Raw genomic sequence first — 18,502 nt, forward strand, 5'->3', positions numbered from 1 at the left:
GTGTTGATATAGCCTATGTGAAGTTCTGTGTAATATTGTATGTCCATCAGGAAATTTATAACATATATTTCCTGTTCTGCAGCCGAAGCCGGCGTTTGAGCAGCGCCCGTGGTTCGGGATAGACTTTTCTGCTCATAGCTTCCAGTTCTTCACGGGTGATCTCCTGCTTAATTACAGCGAAGTGATACATGATTTCATGAATAACGTTAGACTGCAGCGTCTTCAGGACCTCCAGCTCCTCCGTATCATAGAGATCGTCGTCAAAAGGATATTGGTAGAACAGCTCCATCCGCAGCAGTCTGAAATCAAACGGAGGCACAGGTACGGGATAATCCGGTATCTCCGGGCAGAGCGGGCTTTGATAAGGCTGATAGAAGCAGCCGGTCAGATAACGGGGGGTATATTCATCGAACTTTTGTTTAAACATAGGATTGGATACATGCGGGAAACTATGGGCATAGGGTGAGAGAATGCATACAACAGCCTGATGGGTACTTATTCTATAAATCTCTGACATCGCTGCAAACAGGTCGTTCACATAAGGCATGACCCGGCTGGCCATTACAAATTCGGCCGTATTGTCCGGCAGGGGGATTCCTTCGCCAATATCGCAGACGATATCAACTCCGGGGTACAGTGTGCGGTCAATTCCCAGATAACCCGATTCTTTGTCCGGGCCGCAGCCGATATCGATTCTCAGGGGAAACCACCACTCCTTCAAGGTGCTGAATAAGGCTCTTCACTATTGTATTAGTCCAGTGCTTCCGTGTGTACGGCGGATGCCCACCTTATAACGCCAAGTTTACACAACCGGGCTTACGGGGTAATCCTTAATAAGGTAGGCAAGCTTCAGGCTCTGGCCCTACCGCAAGATACAGAGGAGGTACACAGCATGAGACCACAACGAACATTACCCGCTATGGCAGCAATCGCTGTATTACTATTCACCTTAACGGCTTGCGGCGGGAATAGCCCGGCTGAAGCACCTGGAGAATCGTCTGCGGGCCAATCATCGGTCCCTGTCCAGACAGAAGCGGTCCCTATTGCCAGCTCTGTCCTTAAGCCGAGTCCTTCCGCCGCCGGAGAGGCACAGCTCATTCAGGGATCAGGTATTTATGTCGGACAGATTGATAACCATTCGGTAGAGATTGAGACGGAAGAAGGGCCGACGGCCTTTGAACTGGGAACAGGCGTAGAGGATGCGCCTGAGCTGCTTGAGATGGATGATCCCGTGGTTTTTGCCTATGTGGAAAAAGTAGTCGGAACTGACCCTGTCGTGATTCAGCGGATACTGTCCAGTCTGGCCAAGGCAGACAGTGAAGAGACGCCGCCGTCACAGGCCGGGGTGCTCCCGGATACCCGTACCTTCAAGCTGACGCTGGAAGGCATGGAAGAGGAGAAGACGGCAGCGCTGGCCGCAGGGGACGGATTCTCGTTGTACGTATTCGATATCTTCACCTTTGATGCGGCAAGCGGCAGACTGGCGATGAAGGTGGACCCCGGGTATTATGCCGAAATTACGAAGCTGCCTCCGGATTACAATCTGGATAGGCTGGAACAAGAGAGCCGTGCAGAGCTTGCCTCCACAGGCAAGGTTACAGCGCTCGGCGAGAAAGAGCGGGACCGGCGGATGTCTGATGTCCGCCTGTATCTTACGGCTATGGAGTCTGGTCTGACCCGTCAAGTAGTGGTGAAGGAGACGGAGGGACAAGGCTATCTGATCCGGCTGAACATTCCGCAGCGGGAGGCCTCGGAGGGGTTCGGACCGCATGTATATGCTACGCTGGATTCACTGGTCAATCAGGAATAATACCGGGCTGCGCACCTTGACGCTGCTGCTTGCCCGGAAACAGGACGGCAATGGAGACACCTGTCAGGGTATCCTCCGGTTGCCGTCTTTTGCTGCCTTTGGGTCCGGTCCCAAAGGTTATTTTGTTGTAACCGGGGTAGCAGAGAAACTTTTCCCGCCTAGCTTGCGTCAAAGAGAGAGTGAAAATGAGAATAGTTTCCTATCCGGGAGGGTGAGCTTGTGAAAAAGTTATGGATTTCTATGGTTGCAGGATTATTGATATTGCCGATGTTGTTCCAGGCTCCGGCCCAGGCAGCAGCTAAACCCATCAGAGTTATTATTGATGGAGTGACATTGACCACAGATCAGCCGCCGGTCATGGTGAAGGGACGGACGATGGTACCACTGCGGGCAATCTTTGAAGCCTTCAATGCCGACATCAAGTGGAATCAGAAGACGCAGACAGTAACAGCTTACAAGGATGACACAACGGTTGTACTCAAGATCGGCTCCAAGATCGCCACGATCAATAACAAGGCGGTCAGCCTTGATGTGCCGGGTCAGAATCTGAAGGGCCGGACCATGGTTCCGACACGGTTCGTAAGTGAAGCGCTGGGCCGGGAAGTGGGCTGGAATAAGGAAGCCCAGCTTGTGACGATCACCACTCCGGTTCAGGCCGGCGGGAATGCGGCCCCGGTATCCGGAGTCGCTGCCCAGGATATCGGTGATTACGGCGACGGACGGGATTTGCAGGTCAGCTTCAACCGGGCGGCCGATGAGTCGCTGGTGGATCACTATCGTGTGCTGATCGTCAAGACAGGTACTGCGCTGGATCTGTCATCCGCACTGGCAGTGGGCTCCTATAATTATTCCGTGGTTCTGGTAACAGGGGCGAACCCGGTGGTGAAGCTGAACGCTGCTACCAGAACCCTGGACGGTGATCTGATTAAGAATAATCAGGGATACACCGCTTATGTTGTGACCGTCGGCAAAGGAAACAATACCAGTGCCCTCTCCGGTGGAGCGGCCCCGGTAACCCTCACTAACAAGGCGGTTCCGGCACTCGGCACCGTGCAGGTTAAGGATACCAGTGATTACGGGGACGGAAGGGATATCTCCGTCAGCTTCAGCAAGCTGGCAGATGAGACTAAGGTAAGCTCTTACCGGATATTTGTAGTCAAAGCCTCGAATAGCTCTGTTTTCGATCTGGGCAGAGCGAATGCAGTGGCAAGTGCCAATTACACACAGACTAACAAGACAGGGAACAATATCAGTTTGAATCTCCTTTCCGGTTCCCGGGATACAGATGGAGCGCTTATTAAGACAGGAGTCGGCTACCGGGTCTTTGCACTGGCGGTGGACAGCAGCAATGCAGCGAATAATGTGCTGTCTCAAGCTTCTGCGGTTCTTACGCTTTCCAATGTGGGGATTTCGAGCCTGAGTGTGACTGATGTGAATGATTATAACGACGGCCGCGATTTGAAGGTCTCATTCAACCATGCTTCAGATGAAACCTATATCAGCCAGTACCGGATTATGGTAGTTCCTACGTCATACTACAGCAGCTTCAGCTTGAATGATGCGAATAATGTACAGAGTGCCAATTACACGGCTGTCAACACATCGGGATCTGCTACCGAACAGATTCTGAATTCCTCCAGCCGAGATGTGCGCGGCGCACTGATCAAGAATGGAACCAGCTACAAAGTATATGTATTGTCTGCCGGTAACGGAAACAATCCAGGCTCGAATGTACTATCGGCGGCATCTTCGGCCATTACACTTCTGAATACCTCCGGCCTCAGCGCAATATCCGGTCTGAACGTGAGTGATGTCAGTGATTATGGGGATGGCCGTGATCTGAAGGTATCGTTCACTCATGCCGGAGATGAATCTTACATTAGTCATTACCGGATTCTGGTTGTACCTACGAACTACTACAGCAGCTTCAGCCTGTCCGACGCGAATAATGCAGCCAACTATATCACGGCCAGCACCTCCGGGAACAGCACCAGTCAGGTATTGGATGCCTCATCCAGAGATGTGCGCGGTGCCGTGATCAAGCCGGGAACCAGCTATAGGGTGTATGTATTAACCGTCAGAAACGGCAGCTATCAGGGTGCTAACCTGTTGTCAGATGGATCGGCAGCCATTACCTTATCAGCCAAAGAAAAGCTTCCGGTCACCTCCGTGACCAATGTGACCTACGGCATGGATAACGGCGGAATTGTGGTTAAATTCGCCAAGTCCTCCCGTGAATCGAATCTTTCGGAATACCGGGTATTCGTCGTTCCGTCCAAGCAGAGCTTCGGTTCCGCAGAGGCCCTCGGAGTGCAGGGTTCTTATTATAGAGCAGTAGCCCCTAACGGAAGCAACCAGTCTGTTGCGGCTGCAGGCAGGGATATTAACGGTAACTCTATAGTCAAAGGAACCAAATATAAGGTGTATGTGCTTGCAGTAGCCAATAGTTCAGGAATACAGAATGGCGGACTGTCTGATTCGAGCGAAGAGTTTGAGTTGTAAACGGCATTCTAGACGCTTATAGCTATTAAAAAACACAGCATGTCCCGGACAAAGGGGATGTGCTGTGTTTGCTGTGGAGGCGGTTGTCAGGAAGCTCCGGCATTCACCAGAACAGTGGATAACAGAAGCATGAACAGGAGCAGGAGAACAGCGTTAATGATCGTACCGGTGATAGCGAATACCTTGCGGCGTCTGCGTAGAGTAAGTCCGATAATGCCGGTAACCGCCCCGATCACATTAACCGCTACAAGAATAAGTACAGTTAAGCCGAGATACATGATCGTTTCTGCCGAATCGGCAATAAGCTTATTATTCTCATTCATGAGTGATGCGGCTTGTGCTCCTACGTAGACAAAGGTAATGGCGTAGCATACCAAAGTAAACAGAGCGATAACGAATGAAGCGATACCGGGCCCGGAGTGCTTATAATCGCGTTTATTCTCTTCGTATGCATATTCGGGTTCGGGAGATGAATGATAGTCCATGGGCTGCGCTCCTTGAGATGAAATAGGGTTACTACCACTTTTCCATAAGCTGGCTCCAAATGCAAGTCTACTGGCCAAATACCTGTAAGAACCAGTGGCTGGCAATAGGCGGCGCAGATACGTTAAGATAGGAGGAGTTCAAGACACAAAGGAGCTGTGGAACCATGCAACGAAGATTGATAGGCTGGGGAGCTGTGCTTGGGATGCTGTCTGTGGCAATCGGCGCGTTCGGATCGCATATTCTGAAGCCTGTAATCAGTGCAGACTATCTGAAAGTGTACGAGACCGGCGTCCAGTATCATATGTTTCATGCGCTGGCCTTGATTCTTATCGGCTTGACCGCAGGCCAGTGGGGGGAGAGTAACCGCCTGCGCTGGTCAGGACGGCTGATCGGCGCCGGAATTATCCTGTTCTCAGGCAGTCTGTACGTCCTCAGTATTTCCGGTATCAAAATTCTCGGAGCGATCACCCCCCTCGGAGGCGTATGCTTCATCGCAGGCTGGATCTGCTTTGCCCTGGAAGCCTTCAAGCGTAAGAATTGAACAAAAGCACCCGTTCCGGAGTCCCGGGCGGGTGCTTTGTTGTCCTACAGAAATTCATCAATCTCATTGAGCTTGAAGGTGTAGACCTGCTTCTCGTCCACATGGTATACGCTTAACGAATTGGCCCCTTCGTCAAAGTTCAGAATACGGCAGGGCATGGATACCTGCTTGCCGTGCCGGTTCGCTCTCAGCCGGACCAGCTGGTTATTCTGAATGTACTGCCGGATCTTGCCGAATACATCGGCTGGAGTCTCTGCAGGTGCTGCAGGCGGCTTCTTGGCTGCGGGCTGTTCGGCAGGCTTGTCCGCCGGAAGGTCCGCTGGCTTCTCTGGCAATTTCACTGACATCGGAGCCGGTGTGAAGGAGTCGTTTTTCAGAGCCATTTTTGCAGATTTCAGCAGGTGATCAATGGTTCTTCCAAGCTCCAGACCGGAGTTGATGTTGAAGTCAGTGATTTTGTCACTGCTATTCAACATTTCAAGCATAAATTGCAGTGCAAGCGGGTTAGTGCGGGCATTAATCAGGATGTCGACATTGAACAGATAATTGCCGTCGGTGTGTTGTAGTTTCTTATCCATTAATCCCCCAGCTTCATCGTTTGGCACGATTTATCGTTTATTAATAAAGTATATAAACTATACCATTAAACAGGCAAAAATTATATACCCTCGTGTATAGAAGTAAGGACTTACGGCCCTCTTATTTATCCGGGAACTAGGACCATCGTCCACACGCGGCCAGAACCGGACGCATAACCTACAACGTAAATGCGAAAAAGGGAGGTGCTGCAAAAATGGTAACGTTAGAGCCTGTACAGGTGGGCGATCATGTTCTGGTAGGTGTGGAGGTCAAGCTGCCCAAAACTACGCTGCTCAGCATCAGCACAAGCAAGGGTTATATCATGTGCGGAGCGCTGGATATAGGGCTGCTGAATGAGGTGCTGAGTGACCGGCAGATTATTGCTGCAAGAGCTGTAGGAGTGCGCACGATTCCTCAACTGCTGGCCGCGCCGCTTGAATCTGTAACTATAGAAGCGGAAAAGCTGGGAATTGTGCCAGGCATGACTGGTGCAGAGGCCCTGCTTCTCATGATGTAGGGTGCATGTCCATGAGAGGTCAGCCCGGGAGCTTCCCGCCCTTTGGCTGACCTCATTCTGCCTTTGAAAAGTGAATTTTAGCATAACCAGCCCAAGCTTGGCTCATCCTACGGGGTAGGGCGGAAAGAGGCTTGTCCGGAGTCATCTTTGTTTCGCCCTGTAGCCGAAAGGGTAAATGGAGAATAGACACCTGCAAGGCCGGACAATGGACAAGCAGCCGGCTAAATTCATGGATAAGGAAGGGATCAACTCATGGCTAAAGCATCAAACAAAGTAAACACAAGCTCATTGGAACAAGTACTTAACCGTCAGGTGGCCAACCTGAACGTATTGTATGTGAAAGTGCATAACTATCACTGGTATGTGAAAGGCGAGCAGTTCTTTGCCCTTCATGTCAAGTTTGAAGAGCTGTATGATGATATTACCCTCAAAATGGATGAGGTTGCAGAACGCCTGCTGAGCATCAAAGGCAGCCCGGCAGCGACTATGAAAGAATATCTGGAAATTGCTACGATTCAGGAAGCCACAGGCAAAGAAGATGCCCGGGGCATGGTTCAGGCCCTGATCGAAGATTTCGCTACAGTAGCGGAAGAATTGACTGAAGGCATCGAATTGGCTGAAGAGAACAGCGACCAGCCGACAGCGGACCTGTTCATCAAGATTCGTGCCGACCTGGAGAAGAACCAGTGGATGCTGCGCTCTTTCCTGGGCTGATTGCCGGATAAATTAGCAGAATAATTTCAACTATAGGAATAAAGTCTCCCTGGAGGGAGACTTTATTTATTTTCGAATGATAAGGATGTCATTGAAACGAATGCCGTCCTTTAAAAGGACAGCGTAGCCGTTTCTACTCGAAGTCACTAAGAGTTAGGTGGAGCGTTGTATTCTCATCAATCATCATTTGAATGAATTTCAGTGAAGCCTGCATCTCCGGTTCCGAGAATTCACTCATTTTCTCGATGAACTTCTGCTCCAGGTTCTCGTGCATCCGGGCGTGGAGTTCAAAGAGCTGTCTGCCTTTCGGAGTAAGGCTGAAGTAGATTTCTTTCTTGTTGTCATTCATCCGGCTCCGCTTAATGCAGCCATCCTGGAGAAGCTTGGCGCTGATCTTAGTGATGCTTGCCTTGGACAATTTCATGGCCTCCGCAATGGTAGTGCTGTTCACAGGCTCGTGCTTGCCGATACAGTCGATGACATGAATACTGGTCAAGCTGGTTGAAGTGAGAGTAATTCCGTGCTTCCGTGTGAGATCCGTAAATGCATCCATTTCGGTTGCAAAGGTCTCTTCAACTAAATGGGAGAGGTGGAGAAACCGGTCATACAGCAGCCGCTTAAGTCCTTCAGAAGAATGCATAGGGCTCAGCATCTCCTTTCTGTAGAAGTATCTTTATTCTAACTCGAAATGATTAACGTGTAAACTAACTTCACAGACAAGTTATTTATAATAGAACAATGGTTTTAAATTAAATGAAACCATTTGACATCGTATTTCATTCAAAATATAGTTAACTGGTAAACAATATTAATTATTGGACACCAAACGATATTTTGGGGGGATGAAGATGAAGGATGTGTTCACTACCGTTAGAGAACGGCGGACTATTAGGAGATTCAGCGCTGCACCGGTTGAACAAGAACGGATTGTTGCCCTGCTGAACGAAGCAGCTGGCTTATACGAGGCCGAAGGAACGCCGCACTGGCGCTGTCTTTACTTTGGCACTCCCGATTCCCGTGAAAAGCTGGCTGAATCCATGATCGCGAAGGTGACAGGCAGCCGTCTCGGGAAGCTCCTTCCTGCCCCAATGACAGATCTTCTAAAAAAGCAAATCACGGGGACTCCCGCTCATGTGATCTTCATTGCCGAGTCCGCCGGCACAGAGCGGGAACGGGACGAGAATTACGCCGCGGTCTGCAGTATCATGCAGACTGTTCAGCTTCTGGGCTGGGAACAAGGACTGGGTATGCTGTGGTACTCAGATCCCATGATTCTGAGCGAATCGTTCTATAAGCTCATCGGTTGGCGTGAAGGAGAGAGGTTTGCCGGGATTTTGGAAATAGGCTACTTCGACAAAGCACCGCGAGGACGAAAAAGAACACCGGCAGAACGGAGCTGGACTACCATCGGTGAAGGCGGCAGCATACATACCGTGGCCGCCCCCTTCTCTGAACAAAATATCCAGAAGCTGCTGAACGAGGCGGTCTGGGCGCCGAATGACGGGATGCGGGAGCCTTGGCGGTTCATCTATGTGACGGGGGATAAGACAGAGGCCGCAGGCAAACTGCTGTTCTCTGAAGAGGCACCTTCACCGCCATTCCTTCTGGTCGTAGCCAGAGAAGAGGCAGACCCGCACAAGCAGGACGAGGATTATGCGGCGGTGTGCAGCTTGATCCAGAATTTTCAACTGCTGGCCCAGTCCGAAGGGTGGCACTTACGCCGCAGGATTCCGGAATGGGTCTATGACCGGAAGCGGTGCGAGTCCTTCGGGCTTCGTCCGCTGGAACGGATCGTCGCAGTGCTTGAAGCAGGGGAACATCAGCGGTATTCAAATTCCGGTTTTCCTCCGCACGCAGTGAAGATAACCATTAATTAATTTGATTAAAAAGGGCCGATGTAATAAAATTAGTGAGAATCATTGATAATCATCCTGATTCAATTTATAATAATTATAATGTGATATAAAATCTAATTGCTTGTAATCAGGGTTAACCTGTGACAATACAACTTTCTGATTTCGCAAATCGATCAATGGAGGGAATAATAATTATGGCAGCAGATTTTGTCATTGAGGGACTGAAAGCGACGATTGAAGGAAAAGAAATTCTGAAGGGGATCAACCTTCAGATGAAGGGCGGGGAAATCCACGCCGTGATGGGACCGAACGGTACTGGTAAAAGTACGCTGGCCTCAGCTCTGATGGGTCATCCCAAGTATGTGGTTACAGAAGGTACAGCTACGCTTGAAGGTGAAGATCTGCTGGAGATGGCAGTGGATGAGCGCGCCCGCGCCGGTCTGTTCCTCGGCATGCAGTATCCAAGTGAAATCAGCGGAGTGACGAACTCCGACTTCCTGCGCAGTGCGATCAACTCGCGCCGTGAAGAGGGCAGCGAGATCTCACTGATCCGCTTCATCCGCCAGATGGAAGCCAAAATGAAAGAACTGGATATGAACCCTGAATTCCTGCACCGTTATCTGAATGAAGGCTTCTCCGGCGGGGAGAAGAAACGTAACGAAATTCTGCAAATGATGATGCTGGACCCTAAGATCGTCATTCTTGACGAAATTGACTCCGGCCTTGATATCGACGCACTCAAAATTGTTGCCGATGGTGTGAACACCATGCGCAGTCCGGAACGCGGATTCCTGATTATTACCCACTATCAGCGTTTGCTTAATTACATCAAGCCTGATTATGTGCATGTCATGATGCAGGGACGGATTGTCAAATCCGGCGGCCCTGAGCTGGCTCACAGACTGGAAGCGGATGGTTATGAATGGATTAAGGAAGAACTCGGCATCGAAGACGAAACTGTAGGACAAGAAGCTTAGAAACGCTGGAAGGAGGAAACCACTTATGACGACGCAAACCATTCTTCCCGTGGATGCACAGCAGCTCAGCGTATGGTCGCAGAGCAGCAGCGAACCGGGCTGGCTGAAGGACAGCCGCTTGAAGGCTCTGGAGCTTGCCGCAGGGCTTGACCTGCCGAAGCTGGAGAAGACACGGATTGACCGCTGGAATATCAACAACTACGGGGAATTTAAGACAAGTGCGGCTTTTGCCTCACTTAGCGAAGCTCCGGCCTCCATTGCAGGACTGATCGAGGGGCAAGAAGAAGGCAGCCTGATTATTCAACGGAACTCAGGGGCAGTGTATGCCCGTCTGGCTCCGGAGCTGGCTGCGCAAGGCGTGATTTTCACCGATTTGCAGACTGCAGTCAGAGAGCATGGAGACCTGGTTCAGCGTTATTTGCATAAGGCAGTATTGCCTGAAGAACACTCTATCGCAGCACTGCATGCAGCCTTATGGAACGGCGGGGTATTCCTCTATGTTCCGAAGAATGTCATCATCGAGACTCCGCTGCAGGCGGTCCTGCTCACGGATGACGCGGAAGCTGCCTTTGTACCGCATATTCTGATTGTTGCCGATACTAACAGTTCGTTGACCTACGTGGATAACTACGTATCAGATAAGACTGAAGCGGGTCTGCATAACGGCGCCGTTGAAGTATTCGTAGGTGCAGGTGCCACTGTAAGATACGCTACTGTACATCAGATGGGGCAGGATACTACGGATGTGACGTACCGCCGCGCCGTTGTGGAGAATGACGGCACCATTGAATGGATTATCGGTGAGATGAACTACGGTGATACAGCCAGCGACACCAAGTCGATCCTGAAGGGCAACGGATCGAGTTCGGATGCGAAGGTAATCGCTGTAGGCTCCGGTTCGCAGAAGCTGAGCTATACTACACAAGCCCAGCACTTCGGCAGAAATACACCAAGTGACATGATTACCCGTGCTGTGATGCGGGATTCGGCGACTTCGATCATTAACGGAATCACCAAGATCGAGAAAGGCGCCACCAGAGCTGACGGACAGCAGACAGAGAAGGTTCTGATGCTAAGCCCTAAGGCACGCGGTGACGCTAACCCGATCCTCCTTATAGATGAAGATGATGTAACCGCAGGCCATGCCGCTTCCGTAGGACAGGTCAATTACGAGCAAGTCTATTACCTGATGTCCCGGGGAATATCGCGGCATGACGCAGAAACACTGATCATTTACGGCTTCCTTGCTCCTGTAGTGTCGCAAATTCCACTGGAGGGACTGCGCAATCAGCTCCAATCTCTTGTGGAAAGGAAGTTAGGCCAATGATTAGCAGTATAATCCGGGAGCAGTTTCCCATACTGAACCAGGAGATTAACGGCCATCCGCTGGTCTACCTGGACAGTGCGGCAACTTCCCAGAAGCCGCGTCAAGTCATTGACGCGGTCAAGTCTTATTATGAATGGGATAATGCGAACGTGCACCGCGGGGTTCATACCCTGGGAAGCCGGGCAACCGATGCTTATGAAGGCGCCCGGGAGAAGCTGAAGAATTTCATCAATGCCCGCAGCACCAAGGAGATTATCTTCACACGCGGCACAACGACCGCACTGAATATTGTAGCTTCCTCTTACGGCCCTTCCGTCCTGCGGGAAGGCGATGAGATTGTGATTACCCAAATGGAGCATCACAGCAATTTCATTCCCTGGCAGCAGCTGGCCAAGAAGACCGGGGCAACCCTGAAATTCCTGCCGCTGCAGAAGGACGGGACCATCACACTGGAGGATGCTGAGAAGACGATCACGGCTCAGACGAAGATCGTGGCCATAGCTTATGTGTCCAATGTCATGGGCGTTACCCATCCTGTCAAAGAGCTTGCAGCGATTGCTCACCGCCACGGCGCGGTAATCGTTGTGGATGGGGCCCAGAGTACACCGCATATGAAGGTAGACATGCAGGAGCTGGACTGCGATTTCTACGCGCTGTCCGGTCACAAGATGCTTGCGCCTACCGGGATCGGCGCTCTATATGGCAAGAAGGCCCTGCTGGAAGCCATGGAGCCGGTTGAATTCGGCGGTGAGATGATTGATGATGTTGGGCTGTATGAGTCCACCTGGAAAGAGCTGCCCTGGAAGTTCGAAGGCGGGACGCCGATTATTGCTGGCGCCGTCGGCTTGGGGGCAGCGATTGATTTCCTCCAGGAGGTTGGAATGGATCATATTCACCGCCATGAAATGCAGCTTGCCGCCTATGCGGAGCAGCGGCTGTCGGAGATCAGCGATCTGACGATCTACGGCCCCCGTAACCGTCAGGTGGGGGTAGTTACCTTCAACCTTGGGGATGTCCATCCGCATGATGTAGCCACAGTCCTGGATGCCGAAGGCGTTGCTGTACGTGCGGGACATCACTGCTGCCAGCCGCTCATGCGCTGGCTGGAGGTTAGTTCCACTGCCCGGGCCAGCTTCTACCTGTACAATACAGAACAGGATGTAGATTTGCTGGTTCAAGCTTTAATCAAGGCAAAGGAGTACTTCAGCTATGAACTTGGATGACTTGTATAGACGCGTAATTATGGATCATTACAAAAATCCCCGGAACCGTGGTTCATTTGAAGATGACGCTCTGAAGATTGAGCTGAACAACCCTACCTGCGGTGACCGCATTACGCTTCAGCTTAAGGTGGAGGACGGCGTTGTCCAGGATGCCCGTTTCAGCGGCGAAGGCTGTTCCATCAGCATGTCGTCGGCTTCGATGATGACGGAAGCGGTCAAAGGCCAGACGATAGCGCATGCGCTTGAGATGGCGGACAGCTTCTCCTCTCTGATGAAGGGTGAAGAAGCGGATTTCGGAGACTACGAAGATATTGAAGCCTTGTCCGGTGTGAACAAATTCCCTGCGCGGATCAAGTGTGCCACTCTGGCCTGGAACGCGCTTCGCAAAGGTATAGATACGAAAGAAGCTCAGCGATAACATTACAAACGAGGAGGCTTACACCATGGCTAAGAAAGCGCCTGATATGGAGGAATACCAGTATGGGTTCCGTGACGAGCACAAGTCGATATTTCAGTCTGGTAAAGGACTCACGGAAGAAATCGTCCGGGAAATTTCTGCAATCAAAAACGAGCCGGAATGGATGCTGGAGTTCCGTCTGAAGTCCCTGGAGCAGTTCCGCAAGATGCCAATGCCTAAGTGGGGCGGCAATCTGGACGATCTGGATTTCGAGGACATTCAATATTATGTAAGACCTTCTGAGAAACAGGGTAAGACCTGGGAGGAAGTTCCATCCGAGATTAAGGAGACCTTCGATAAGCTGGGGATTCCGGAAGCGGAGCAGAAGTTCCTGGCCGGCGTCTCTGCACAGTATGAATCTGAGGTTGTATATCACAGTATGCAGAAGAACCTTGAAGACCAGGGTGTAATCTTCACGGATACGGATTCTGCACTGCGTGATCATCCTGAGCTGTTCAAAAAGTTCTTCGGTACGATCATTCCTCCTGCCGACAACAAGTTCGCAGCACTTAACAGTGCAGTCTGGTCCGGGGGCAGCTTCATTTATGTTCCGAAGGGCGTGAAATGTGAAGTGCCTTTGCAGGCTTACTTCCGGATCAACTCCGAGAACATGGGGCAGTTCGAGCGCACTCTGATTCTGGCGGATGAAGACAGCTTCGTGCACTATGTCGAAGGCTGTACCGCACCGATCTACAGCACGAACTCTCTGCATAGCGCAGTGGTTGAGATTCTCTGCATGAAGAATGCCCGTGTCCGTTATACCACGATTCAGAACTGGGCACCGAATATCTACAACCTGGTAACCAAACGTGCAGTTGCCGAAGAAAATGCCACCATGGAATGGGTAGACGGCAACATCGGCTCCAAGCTGACGATGAAATATCCGGCGGTTGTTCTTAAAGGCCGCGGCGCTAAAGGCTCGGTATTGTCCATCGCAGTAGCGGGCAAGAACCAGCATCAGGATGCCGGCGCCAAAATGATTCATCTGGCACCGGACACTACGTCTACGATTGTGTCCAAGTCGATCAGTAAGCACGGCGGCAAGGTCACTTACCGTGGACTCGCCTCCTTCGGCCGTAAGGCAGAAGGCGCGAAATCCAATATCAAATGCGATACGCTCATTCTGGATAACGAGTCCACCTCGGACACGATTCCTTACAATGAGATCATGAATGATAACATCGTGCTTGAACATGAAGCTACCGTCTCCAAGGTGTCCGAAGAGCAGCTCTTCTACCTCATGAGCCGCGGCCTCTCCGAAGCCGATGCCACCCAAATGATCATCATGGGCTTCATCGAACCGTTCACCAAAGAACTGCCGATGGAGTACGCGGTTGAGATGAACAGATTGATTAAATTCGAAATGGAAGGAAGCATAGGGTAACCTGAAGCTTCTTTCATTCTTCCAGTAATATCCTGCGCGTGTCCACAGAATCTTGACGCAATCTGGTCGAGGATCTGGGGGCACGTTTTTTTATACGGAGCTTGTAATTATTATACATAATATCCCTTTTGCAGGCGGCTTAAGGGCTCTTCGCAAGCGCTGAATCTTGCTATATCTTAATTGAGCAGTATTTGCGAGGAAATAGCAGCAATTAAAACGAAGGGCGTCCTTTTCCGCCTGCTTAGGCCCTGTTCTTTCCGAAAAGAGAGGAAAACGGAGGTTTATCCCCTTTGCCGCATTAAATTATGGATGATAAACTGCTTAAAGTCCCTAAATTGAAAGCGTTAAAAAAAGGTGGGTTAAGATGTGGAAGGTTGCTGTATGGGACTAAGTTTATGCTTACAAAGTAAGCTGTACTTCGTAAAGCCAAGTTTATGCTTACGGAGCAAGCTGTACTTCGTAAAGCTTTAAGGAGGAGAGATATGGATGTTCTCAGGCAACTGCGGGGCTTTTATCGGGAGAAGCTGCACTATTTGATTCTATCGATTGTATGTTTGGCGGCCGCAACTGCAGTGGGGCTTATTACCCCCAATTTGTTAAGGAGATTGATCGACGATGTTATTGTTCCCCTAAAGTTTACTGAGGTGCCCGTACTCGCTCTTAGTGTGCTTGCGGTCATTATTGTTAAGGCGTGCCTGCAGTTTGCCCATGGGTTCTTCGGCGGACGGCTGGGGAATTTCCTGGCGTACCGGCTGCGCAATGCCTGCTATGAGAAGCTGCAATTCCTGTCCTTCCGCTATTATGATACCGCGAAGACAGGTGACCTGATGTCCCGGCTGACCGGGGATTTGGAAGCCATCCGGATGTTCATCGGCTTCGGATTTGCCCAATTGCTGAATGTGTTTTTCATGGTTCTGTTCGGCTCCATCATGATGTTTACCATCAACTGGCAGCTGACGCTGGTTACTCTGATCACTATGCCGTTCCTGGCTGGAGTAGCACTCAGATTTGAATCCAAGATTCATCCGGCCTTTCAGGAGATGCGCCTGGCATTAAGCTCCCTGACAACGGCTGTACAGGAGAATGTCACCGGGGTGAGAACGGTCAAATCGTTTGCGAGAGAAGCATACGAAGTTGAGAAATTCTCACACCGTAATGAACGTTATAAAGATAATCAGATTTTTGCGGCTGAGCTGTGGAGTAAATTCTTCCCGTTCATGGAGCTGCTCGCTTCGGTCAGTGTTGCCATATTGCTGGGCGTCGGCGGTACGCTGGTCATTAACAAGCAGATGTCACTGGGAGAGCTGGTCGCGTTCTTCAGTCTGATCTGGTACATCATTGGTCCGGTGTGGGGACTTGGGTTCCATATCAATAACTACACCCAATCCAAGGCCTCCGGTGAACGTGTGCTGGAAGTGCTGAATCAGCAGATTGATGTCCAAGATAAAGAGAACGCGCGTGAGCTTGCTCCGGCTGAAGTAAAGGGTGAGGTGGATTTCGATCATGTCACTTTTGCTTACGGGAACAAAATGCCGGCGGTTAAGGATATTCATTTCCATGCCGAGCCTGGTGCGGTCATAGGTTTCCTTGGCGGAACAGGGTCCGGGAAGTCCACGATTACTCAGCTGATGATGCGTGCCTATGATGTGAATCAAGGAAGTATCAAGCTTGACGGAGTGGATATCCGTGAATTCCAGGTCCGCAGTCTGCGCTCGCAGATATCGACGGTATTCCAGGAGACCTTCCTGTTCTCGTCGTCGATCCGCAATAATATTTCATATGGACTCAAAAATGTCAGCATGGATGAGATCATCCGTGCCGCCGAGCTGGCGAAGGCGCATGACTTCATTATGGAGATGCCGGAAGGCTATGATACGGTCGTTGGTGAACGGGGAATGGGTCTCTCCGGCGGCCAGAAGCAACGGATTGCCATTGCCCGCGCACTGCTGAAGAATCCGCGGATTCTCATTCTGGATGATGCAACCAGTGCGGTTGATATGGAGACGGAGCATGAGATTCAGGCCGGATTCCAGGAGGTTATGCGCGGACGGACGACCCTGATTATTGCCCACCGCATATCTTCTCTGCGTCATGCCGATCAGATCATTGTAATGAATGAAGGAAAGATGGTCCAGCAGGGCACCCATCAGGAACTGATCGCCGTCCCGGGACCTTATCAGGATGTGTACCGGATTCAGTACGCCGATTATTTAGCCAGGGATAATGAACGAGAGGCGGGTGATCCGGCATGAACCTTCAGACCTCCAAGAAGACCGCAGAGGGCGCAGTAGAGACTGATAATAGTAAAGTAGAGGAACAGACGCTTGAAGAACGGTTTATCTATAAAGATGATGATGTGATAGACAAGGCTTTTGACTGGAGGCAGTTCACCCGCTTGTTCGGTTATATGAAGCCATACGCGAAGCAGATGCTGCCGCTTGTCTCCATCATGATGATTCTGGGCACCATTACCAAGCTTACAGTTCCGTTCCTGACAAGTATGGCGATTGATAAAGCGATTGCTCCAAAAGACGGAAATACCAGCTTGACGCTGCTCTATACGTTAACGGCAAGTGTAATCATCCTGTATCTGATCCAATGGATCGCCGGCGTATACCGGATCAAATATACGAATGTGATCGGCCAGCGGGTGATTTATGACCTGCGCTCGGACCTGTTCCGGCATATCCAGAAGCTGTCCTTCAACTTCTTCGATAAACGGCCTGCAGGCTCGGTACTGGTCCGGGTAACGAATGACATTAACTCGCTTCAGGATTTGTTCACGAACGGGGTAGTCAATCTGATGATTGACTGTGTGCAGCTGCTGGGCATCATGGTTATTCTGCTGCTGATCAACTGGAAGCTGGGGCTGGCGGTGATGATCACCGTACCTATTATGTTCCTGATCTCCACCAAGCTGCGGCAGCGAATCCGGATCGCCTGGCAGGATGTGCGGATGAAGAACTCCCGGATCAACTCCCATCTTAACGAGTCGATTCAAGGGATTCGCGTCACGCAGGCCTACACCCAGGAAGAAGAGAATATGCATTATTTCGATGCCATGAATATGGACAGCCGGAAGTCCTGGAACAAAGCATCCGCTATGAACCAGGGGTTCGGCCCTATTATTGAAGTTACCGGCGGCTTCGGAACGATGATTCTTTTCTGGTTCGGGGCTTACCTGATTCAATCGGGAGAGCTTACCATTGGTTATCTGGTGGCCTTCAGCAGCTATGTCAGCAACTTCTGGGACCCGATCAACCGGCTGGGACAGATGTACAATCAGCTGCTGGTTGCGATGGCTTCCTCAGAGCGGATCTTCGAGTATCTCGACGAGCAGCCTGCGGTTCAGGATAAGCCGGGAGCCACGCCGCTGTCCAAGATTCAAGGGGATATTCACTTCAATAATGTAGTGTTTGAATATGAGAAGGGCCGTGCGGCACTCAAAGGCATCAATCTGGATGTCAAAGCAGGCCAGTCCATTGCCCTAGTAGGACATACCGGCTCCGGCAAAAGCACAATTATCAATCTGATTGGCCGGTTCTATGATATTAAGAGCGGCCACATTACGATTGACGGCCGGGATATCCGCGAGGTTACTCTCCAGAGTCTGCGCGAACAGATCGGGATTGTATTGCAGGATACCTTCATCTTCTCGGGAACGATCCGCGACAACATCCGCTTCGGACGGCTCACCGCGACCGATGAGGAGATCGAAGAGGTGGCCAAAGCCGTGGACGCCCATGATTTCATCATGAAGCTTCCAGGAGGGTATGACACCGAGGTGGAGGAGCGCGGCAGTGCACTGTCCATGGGGCAGCGTCAACTGCTGTCCTTCGCCCGGGCGCTGCTGGCTGATCCGCGGATTCTGATCCTGGATGAAGCGACAGCCAGTATTGATACCGAGACGGAGATTAAGATTCAGGAAGCGCTGAAGCTGCTGCTTCAGGGCCGGACCTCCTTCATCGTTGCCCACCGGCTCTCCACCATCCGCCATGCGGATAAGATTGTGGTGCTGGATCATGGCGAGATCAAGGAAGAAGGCAACCATGCCGAGCTTACCGAGCACGACGGCATCTATAACGGTTTGATTGAAGCGCAGTTCCGCTTCTTATAGCAGCTCTTACAA

The 18,502-nt window shown here is 51.0% G+C and carries 18 protein-coding genes; 13 read left to right on the forward strand and 5 right to left on the reverse strand.

Going from position 1 to position 18,502, the window contains the following annotated elements:
* Positions 1-55 precede the first annotated feature (55 nt).
* Entirely contained in the window at positions 56-721 is a 666-nt protein-coding gene (locus KDC22_RS09460; RefSeq protein WP_246553423.1) for a class I SAM-dependent methyltransferase, read from the reverse strand.
* 171 nt (positions 722-892) lie between these two features.
* On the opposite strand from KDC22_RS09460, the gene KDC22_RS09465 reads away from it, so the two are divergent.
* Positions 893-1,810: a hypothetical protein gene (locus KDC22_RS09465; RefSeq protein WP_211722848.1), complete on the forward strand. Its 918-nt coding sequence runs from the start codon at positions 893-895 to the stop codon at positions 1,808-1,810.
* On the opposite strand, the gene KDC22_RS09470 is transcribed toward KDC22_RS09465, so the two are convergent.
* Complete coding sequence (locus tag KDC22_RS09470; protein WP_211722849.1) at positions 1,797-1,982, reverse strand: hypothetical protein; 186 nt, start codon at positions 1,980-1,982, stop codon at positions 1,797-1,799. The two genes, KDC22_RS09465 and KDC22_RS09470, sit on opposite strands and share 14 nt — an antisense overlap.
* A 47-nt stretch (positions 1,983-2,029) precedes the next feature.
* Here KDC22_RS09470 and KDC22_RS09475 point away from each other — a divergent pair, with 47 nt between their 5' ends.
* The gene (locus KDC22_RS09475) at positions 2,030-4,312 is read left to right on the forward strand and encodes a copper amine oxidase N-terminal domain-containing protein (RefSeq protein ID WP_211722850.1); all 2,283 of its coding nucleotides are present in this window, start codon (positions 2,030-2,032) and stop codon (positions 4,310-4,312) included.
* 86 nt (positions 4,313-4,398) lie between these two features.
* Here the strand turns inward: KDC22_RS09475 and KDC22_RS09480 are convergent, their stop codons facing one another.
* Positions 4,399-4,797, reverse strand: a complete 399-nt coding sequence (locus KDC22_RS09480; protein ID WP_211722851.1) for a hypothetical protein — start codon at positions 4,795-4,797, stop codon at positions 4,399-4,401.
* Positions 4,798-4,961: 164 nt separating this feature from the next.
* On the opposite strand from KDC22_RS09480, the gene KDC22_RS09485 reads away from it, so the two are divergent.
* On the forward strand, positions 4,962-5,339 hold the full coding sequence (locus tag KDC22_RS09485) for a DUF423 domain-containing protein (RefSeq protein ID WP_173138614.1): 378 nt from the start codon (positions 4,962-4,964) through the stop codon (positions 5,337-5,339).
* A 44-nt stretch (positions 5,340-5,383) separates the two neighbouring features.
* Here KDC22_RS09485 and KDC22_RS09490 read toward each other — a convergent pair whose 3' ends face one another.
* Positions 5,384-5,917 carry a hypothetical protein gene (locus KDC22_RS09490; protein WP_173138613.1) on the reverse strand — a complete coding sequence of 178 codons (534 nt, stop codon included), beginning with the start codon at positions 5,915-5,917 and terminating at the stop codon, positions 5,384-5,386.
* Between the two features lie 215 nt (positions 5,918-6,132).
* Between KDC22_RS09490 and KDC22_RS09495 the strand changes: the two genes are divergently transcribed.
* Positions 6,133-6,435 (forward strand): YunC family protein, encoded by a 303-nt coding sequence (locus KDC22_RS09495; RefSeq protein ID WP_173138611.1) that lies wholly within the window; start codon positions 6,133-6,135, stop codon positions 6,433-6,435.
* A 252-nt stretch (positions 6,436-6,687) separates the two neighbouring features.
* Entirely contained in the window at positions 6,688-7,149 is a 462-nt protein-coding gene (locus KDC22_RS09500) for a Dps family protein (protein WP_173138609.1), read from the forward strand.
* 133 nt (positions 7,150-7,282) lie between these two features.
* On the opposite strand, the gene KDC22_RS09505 is transcribed toward KDC22_RS09500, so the two are convergent.
* Positions 7,283-7,789: a MarR family transcriptional regulator gene (locus KDC22_RS09505; RefSeq protein ID WP_173138607.1), complete on the reverse strand. Its 507-nt coding sequence runs from the start codon at positions 7,787-7,789 to the stop codon at positions 7,283-7,285.
* Between the two features lie 208 nt (positions 7,790-7,997).
* On the opposite strand from KDC22_RS09505, the gene KDC22_RS09510 reads away from it, so the two are divergent.
* The 8 genes from KDC22_RS09510 to KDC22_RS09545 all read left to right on the forward strand — a co-directional run bounded on the left by KDC22_RS09510 (position 7,998) and on the right by KDC22_RS09545 (position 18,490).
* Positions 7,998-9,026 carry a nitroreductase family protein gene (locus KDC22_RS09510; protein ID WP_173138605.1) on the forward strand — a complete coding sequence of 343 codons (1,029 nt, stop codon included), beginning with the start codon at positions 7,998-8,000 and terminating at the stop codon, positions 9,024-9,026.
* A gap of 173 nt (positions 9,027-9,199) precedes the next feature.
* The gene (sufC, locus tag KDC22_RS09515) at positions 9,200-9,982 is read left to right on the forward strand and encodes a Fe-S cluster assembly ATPase SufC (RefSeq protein ID WP_173138603.1); all 783 of its coding nucleotides are present in this window, start codon (positions 9,200-9,202) and stop codon (positions 9,980-9,982) included.
* 25 nt (positions 9,983-10,007) lie between these two features.
* A complete protein-coding gene (sufD, locus tag KDC22_RS09520) occupies positions 10,008-11,309 on the forward strand; it encodes a Fe-S cluster assembly protein SufD (RefSeq protein ID WP_173138601.1) in 1,302 nt (433 codons plus the stop codon).
* Positions 11,306-12,532 (forward strand): cysteine desulfurase, encoded by a 1,227-nt coding sequence (locus KDC22_RS09525; RefSeq protein WP_173138599.1) that lies wholly within the window; start codon positions 11,306-11,308, stop codon positions 12,530-12,532. Before sufD ends, KDC22_RS09525 begins: the two co-directional genes overlap by 4 nt.
* Positions 12,519-12,950: a Fe-S cluster assembly sulfur transfer protein SufU gene (sufU, locus tag KDC22_RS09530; protein ID WP_211722852.1), complete on the forward strand. Its 432-nt coding sequence runs from the start codon at positions 12,519-12,521 to the stop codon at positions 12,948-12,950. Before KDC22_RS09525 ends, sufU begins: the two co-directional genes overlap by 14 nt.
* A gap of 25 nt (positions 12,951-12,975) precedes the next feature.
* The gene (gene sufB, locus KDC22_RS09535) at positions 12,976-14,373 is read left to right on the forward strand and encodes a Fe-S cluster assembly protein SufB (protein ID WP_173138595.1); all 1,398 of its coding nucleotides are present in this window, start codon (positions 12,976-12,978) and stop codon (positions 14,371-14,373) included.
* 482 nt (positions 14,374-14,855) lie between these two features.
* On the forward strand, positions 14,856-16,625 hold the full coding sequence (locus tag KDC22_RS09540) for an ABC transporter ATP-binding protein (protein WP_211722853.1): 1,770 nt from the start codon (positions 14,856-14,858) through the stop codon (positions 16,623-16,625).
* The gene (locus tag KDC22_RS09545) at positions 16,622-18,490 is read left to right on the forward strand and encodes an ABC transporter ATP-binding protein (RefSeq protein WP_246553425.1); all 1,869 of its coding nucleotides are present in this window, start codon (positions 16,622-16,624) and stop codon (positions 18,488-18,490) included. Before KDC22_RS09540 ends, KDC22_RS09545 begins: the two co-directional genes overlap by 4 nt.
* Positions 18,491-18,502: the final 12 nt, after the last annotated feature.

Source organism: Paenibacillus tritici (assembly GCF_018207515.1).
Classification (GTDB): Bacteria; Bacillota; Bacilli; order Paenibacillales; family Paenibacillaceae; genus Paenibacillus_AQ; species Paenibacillus_AQ tritici.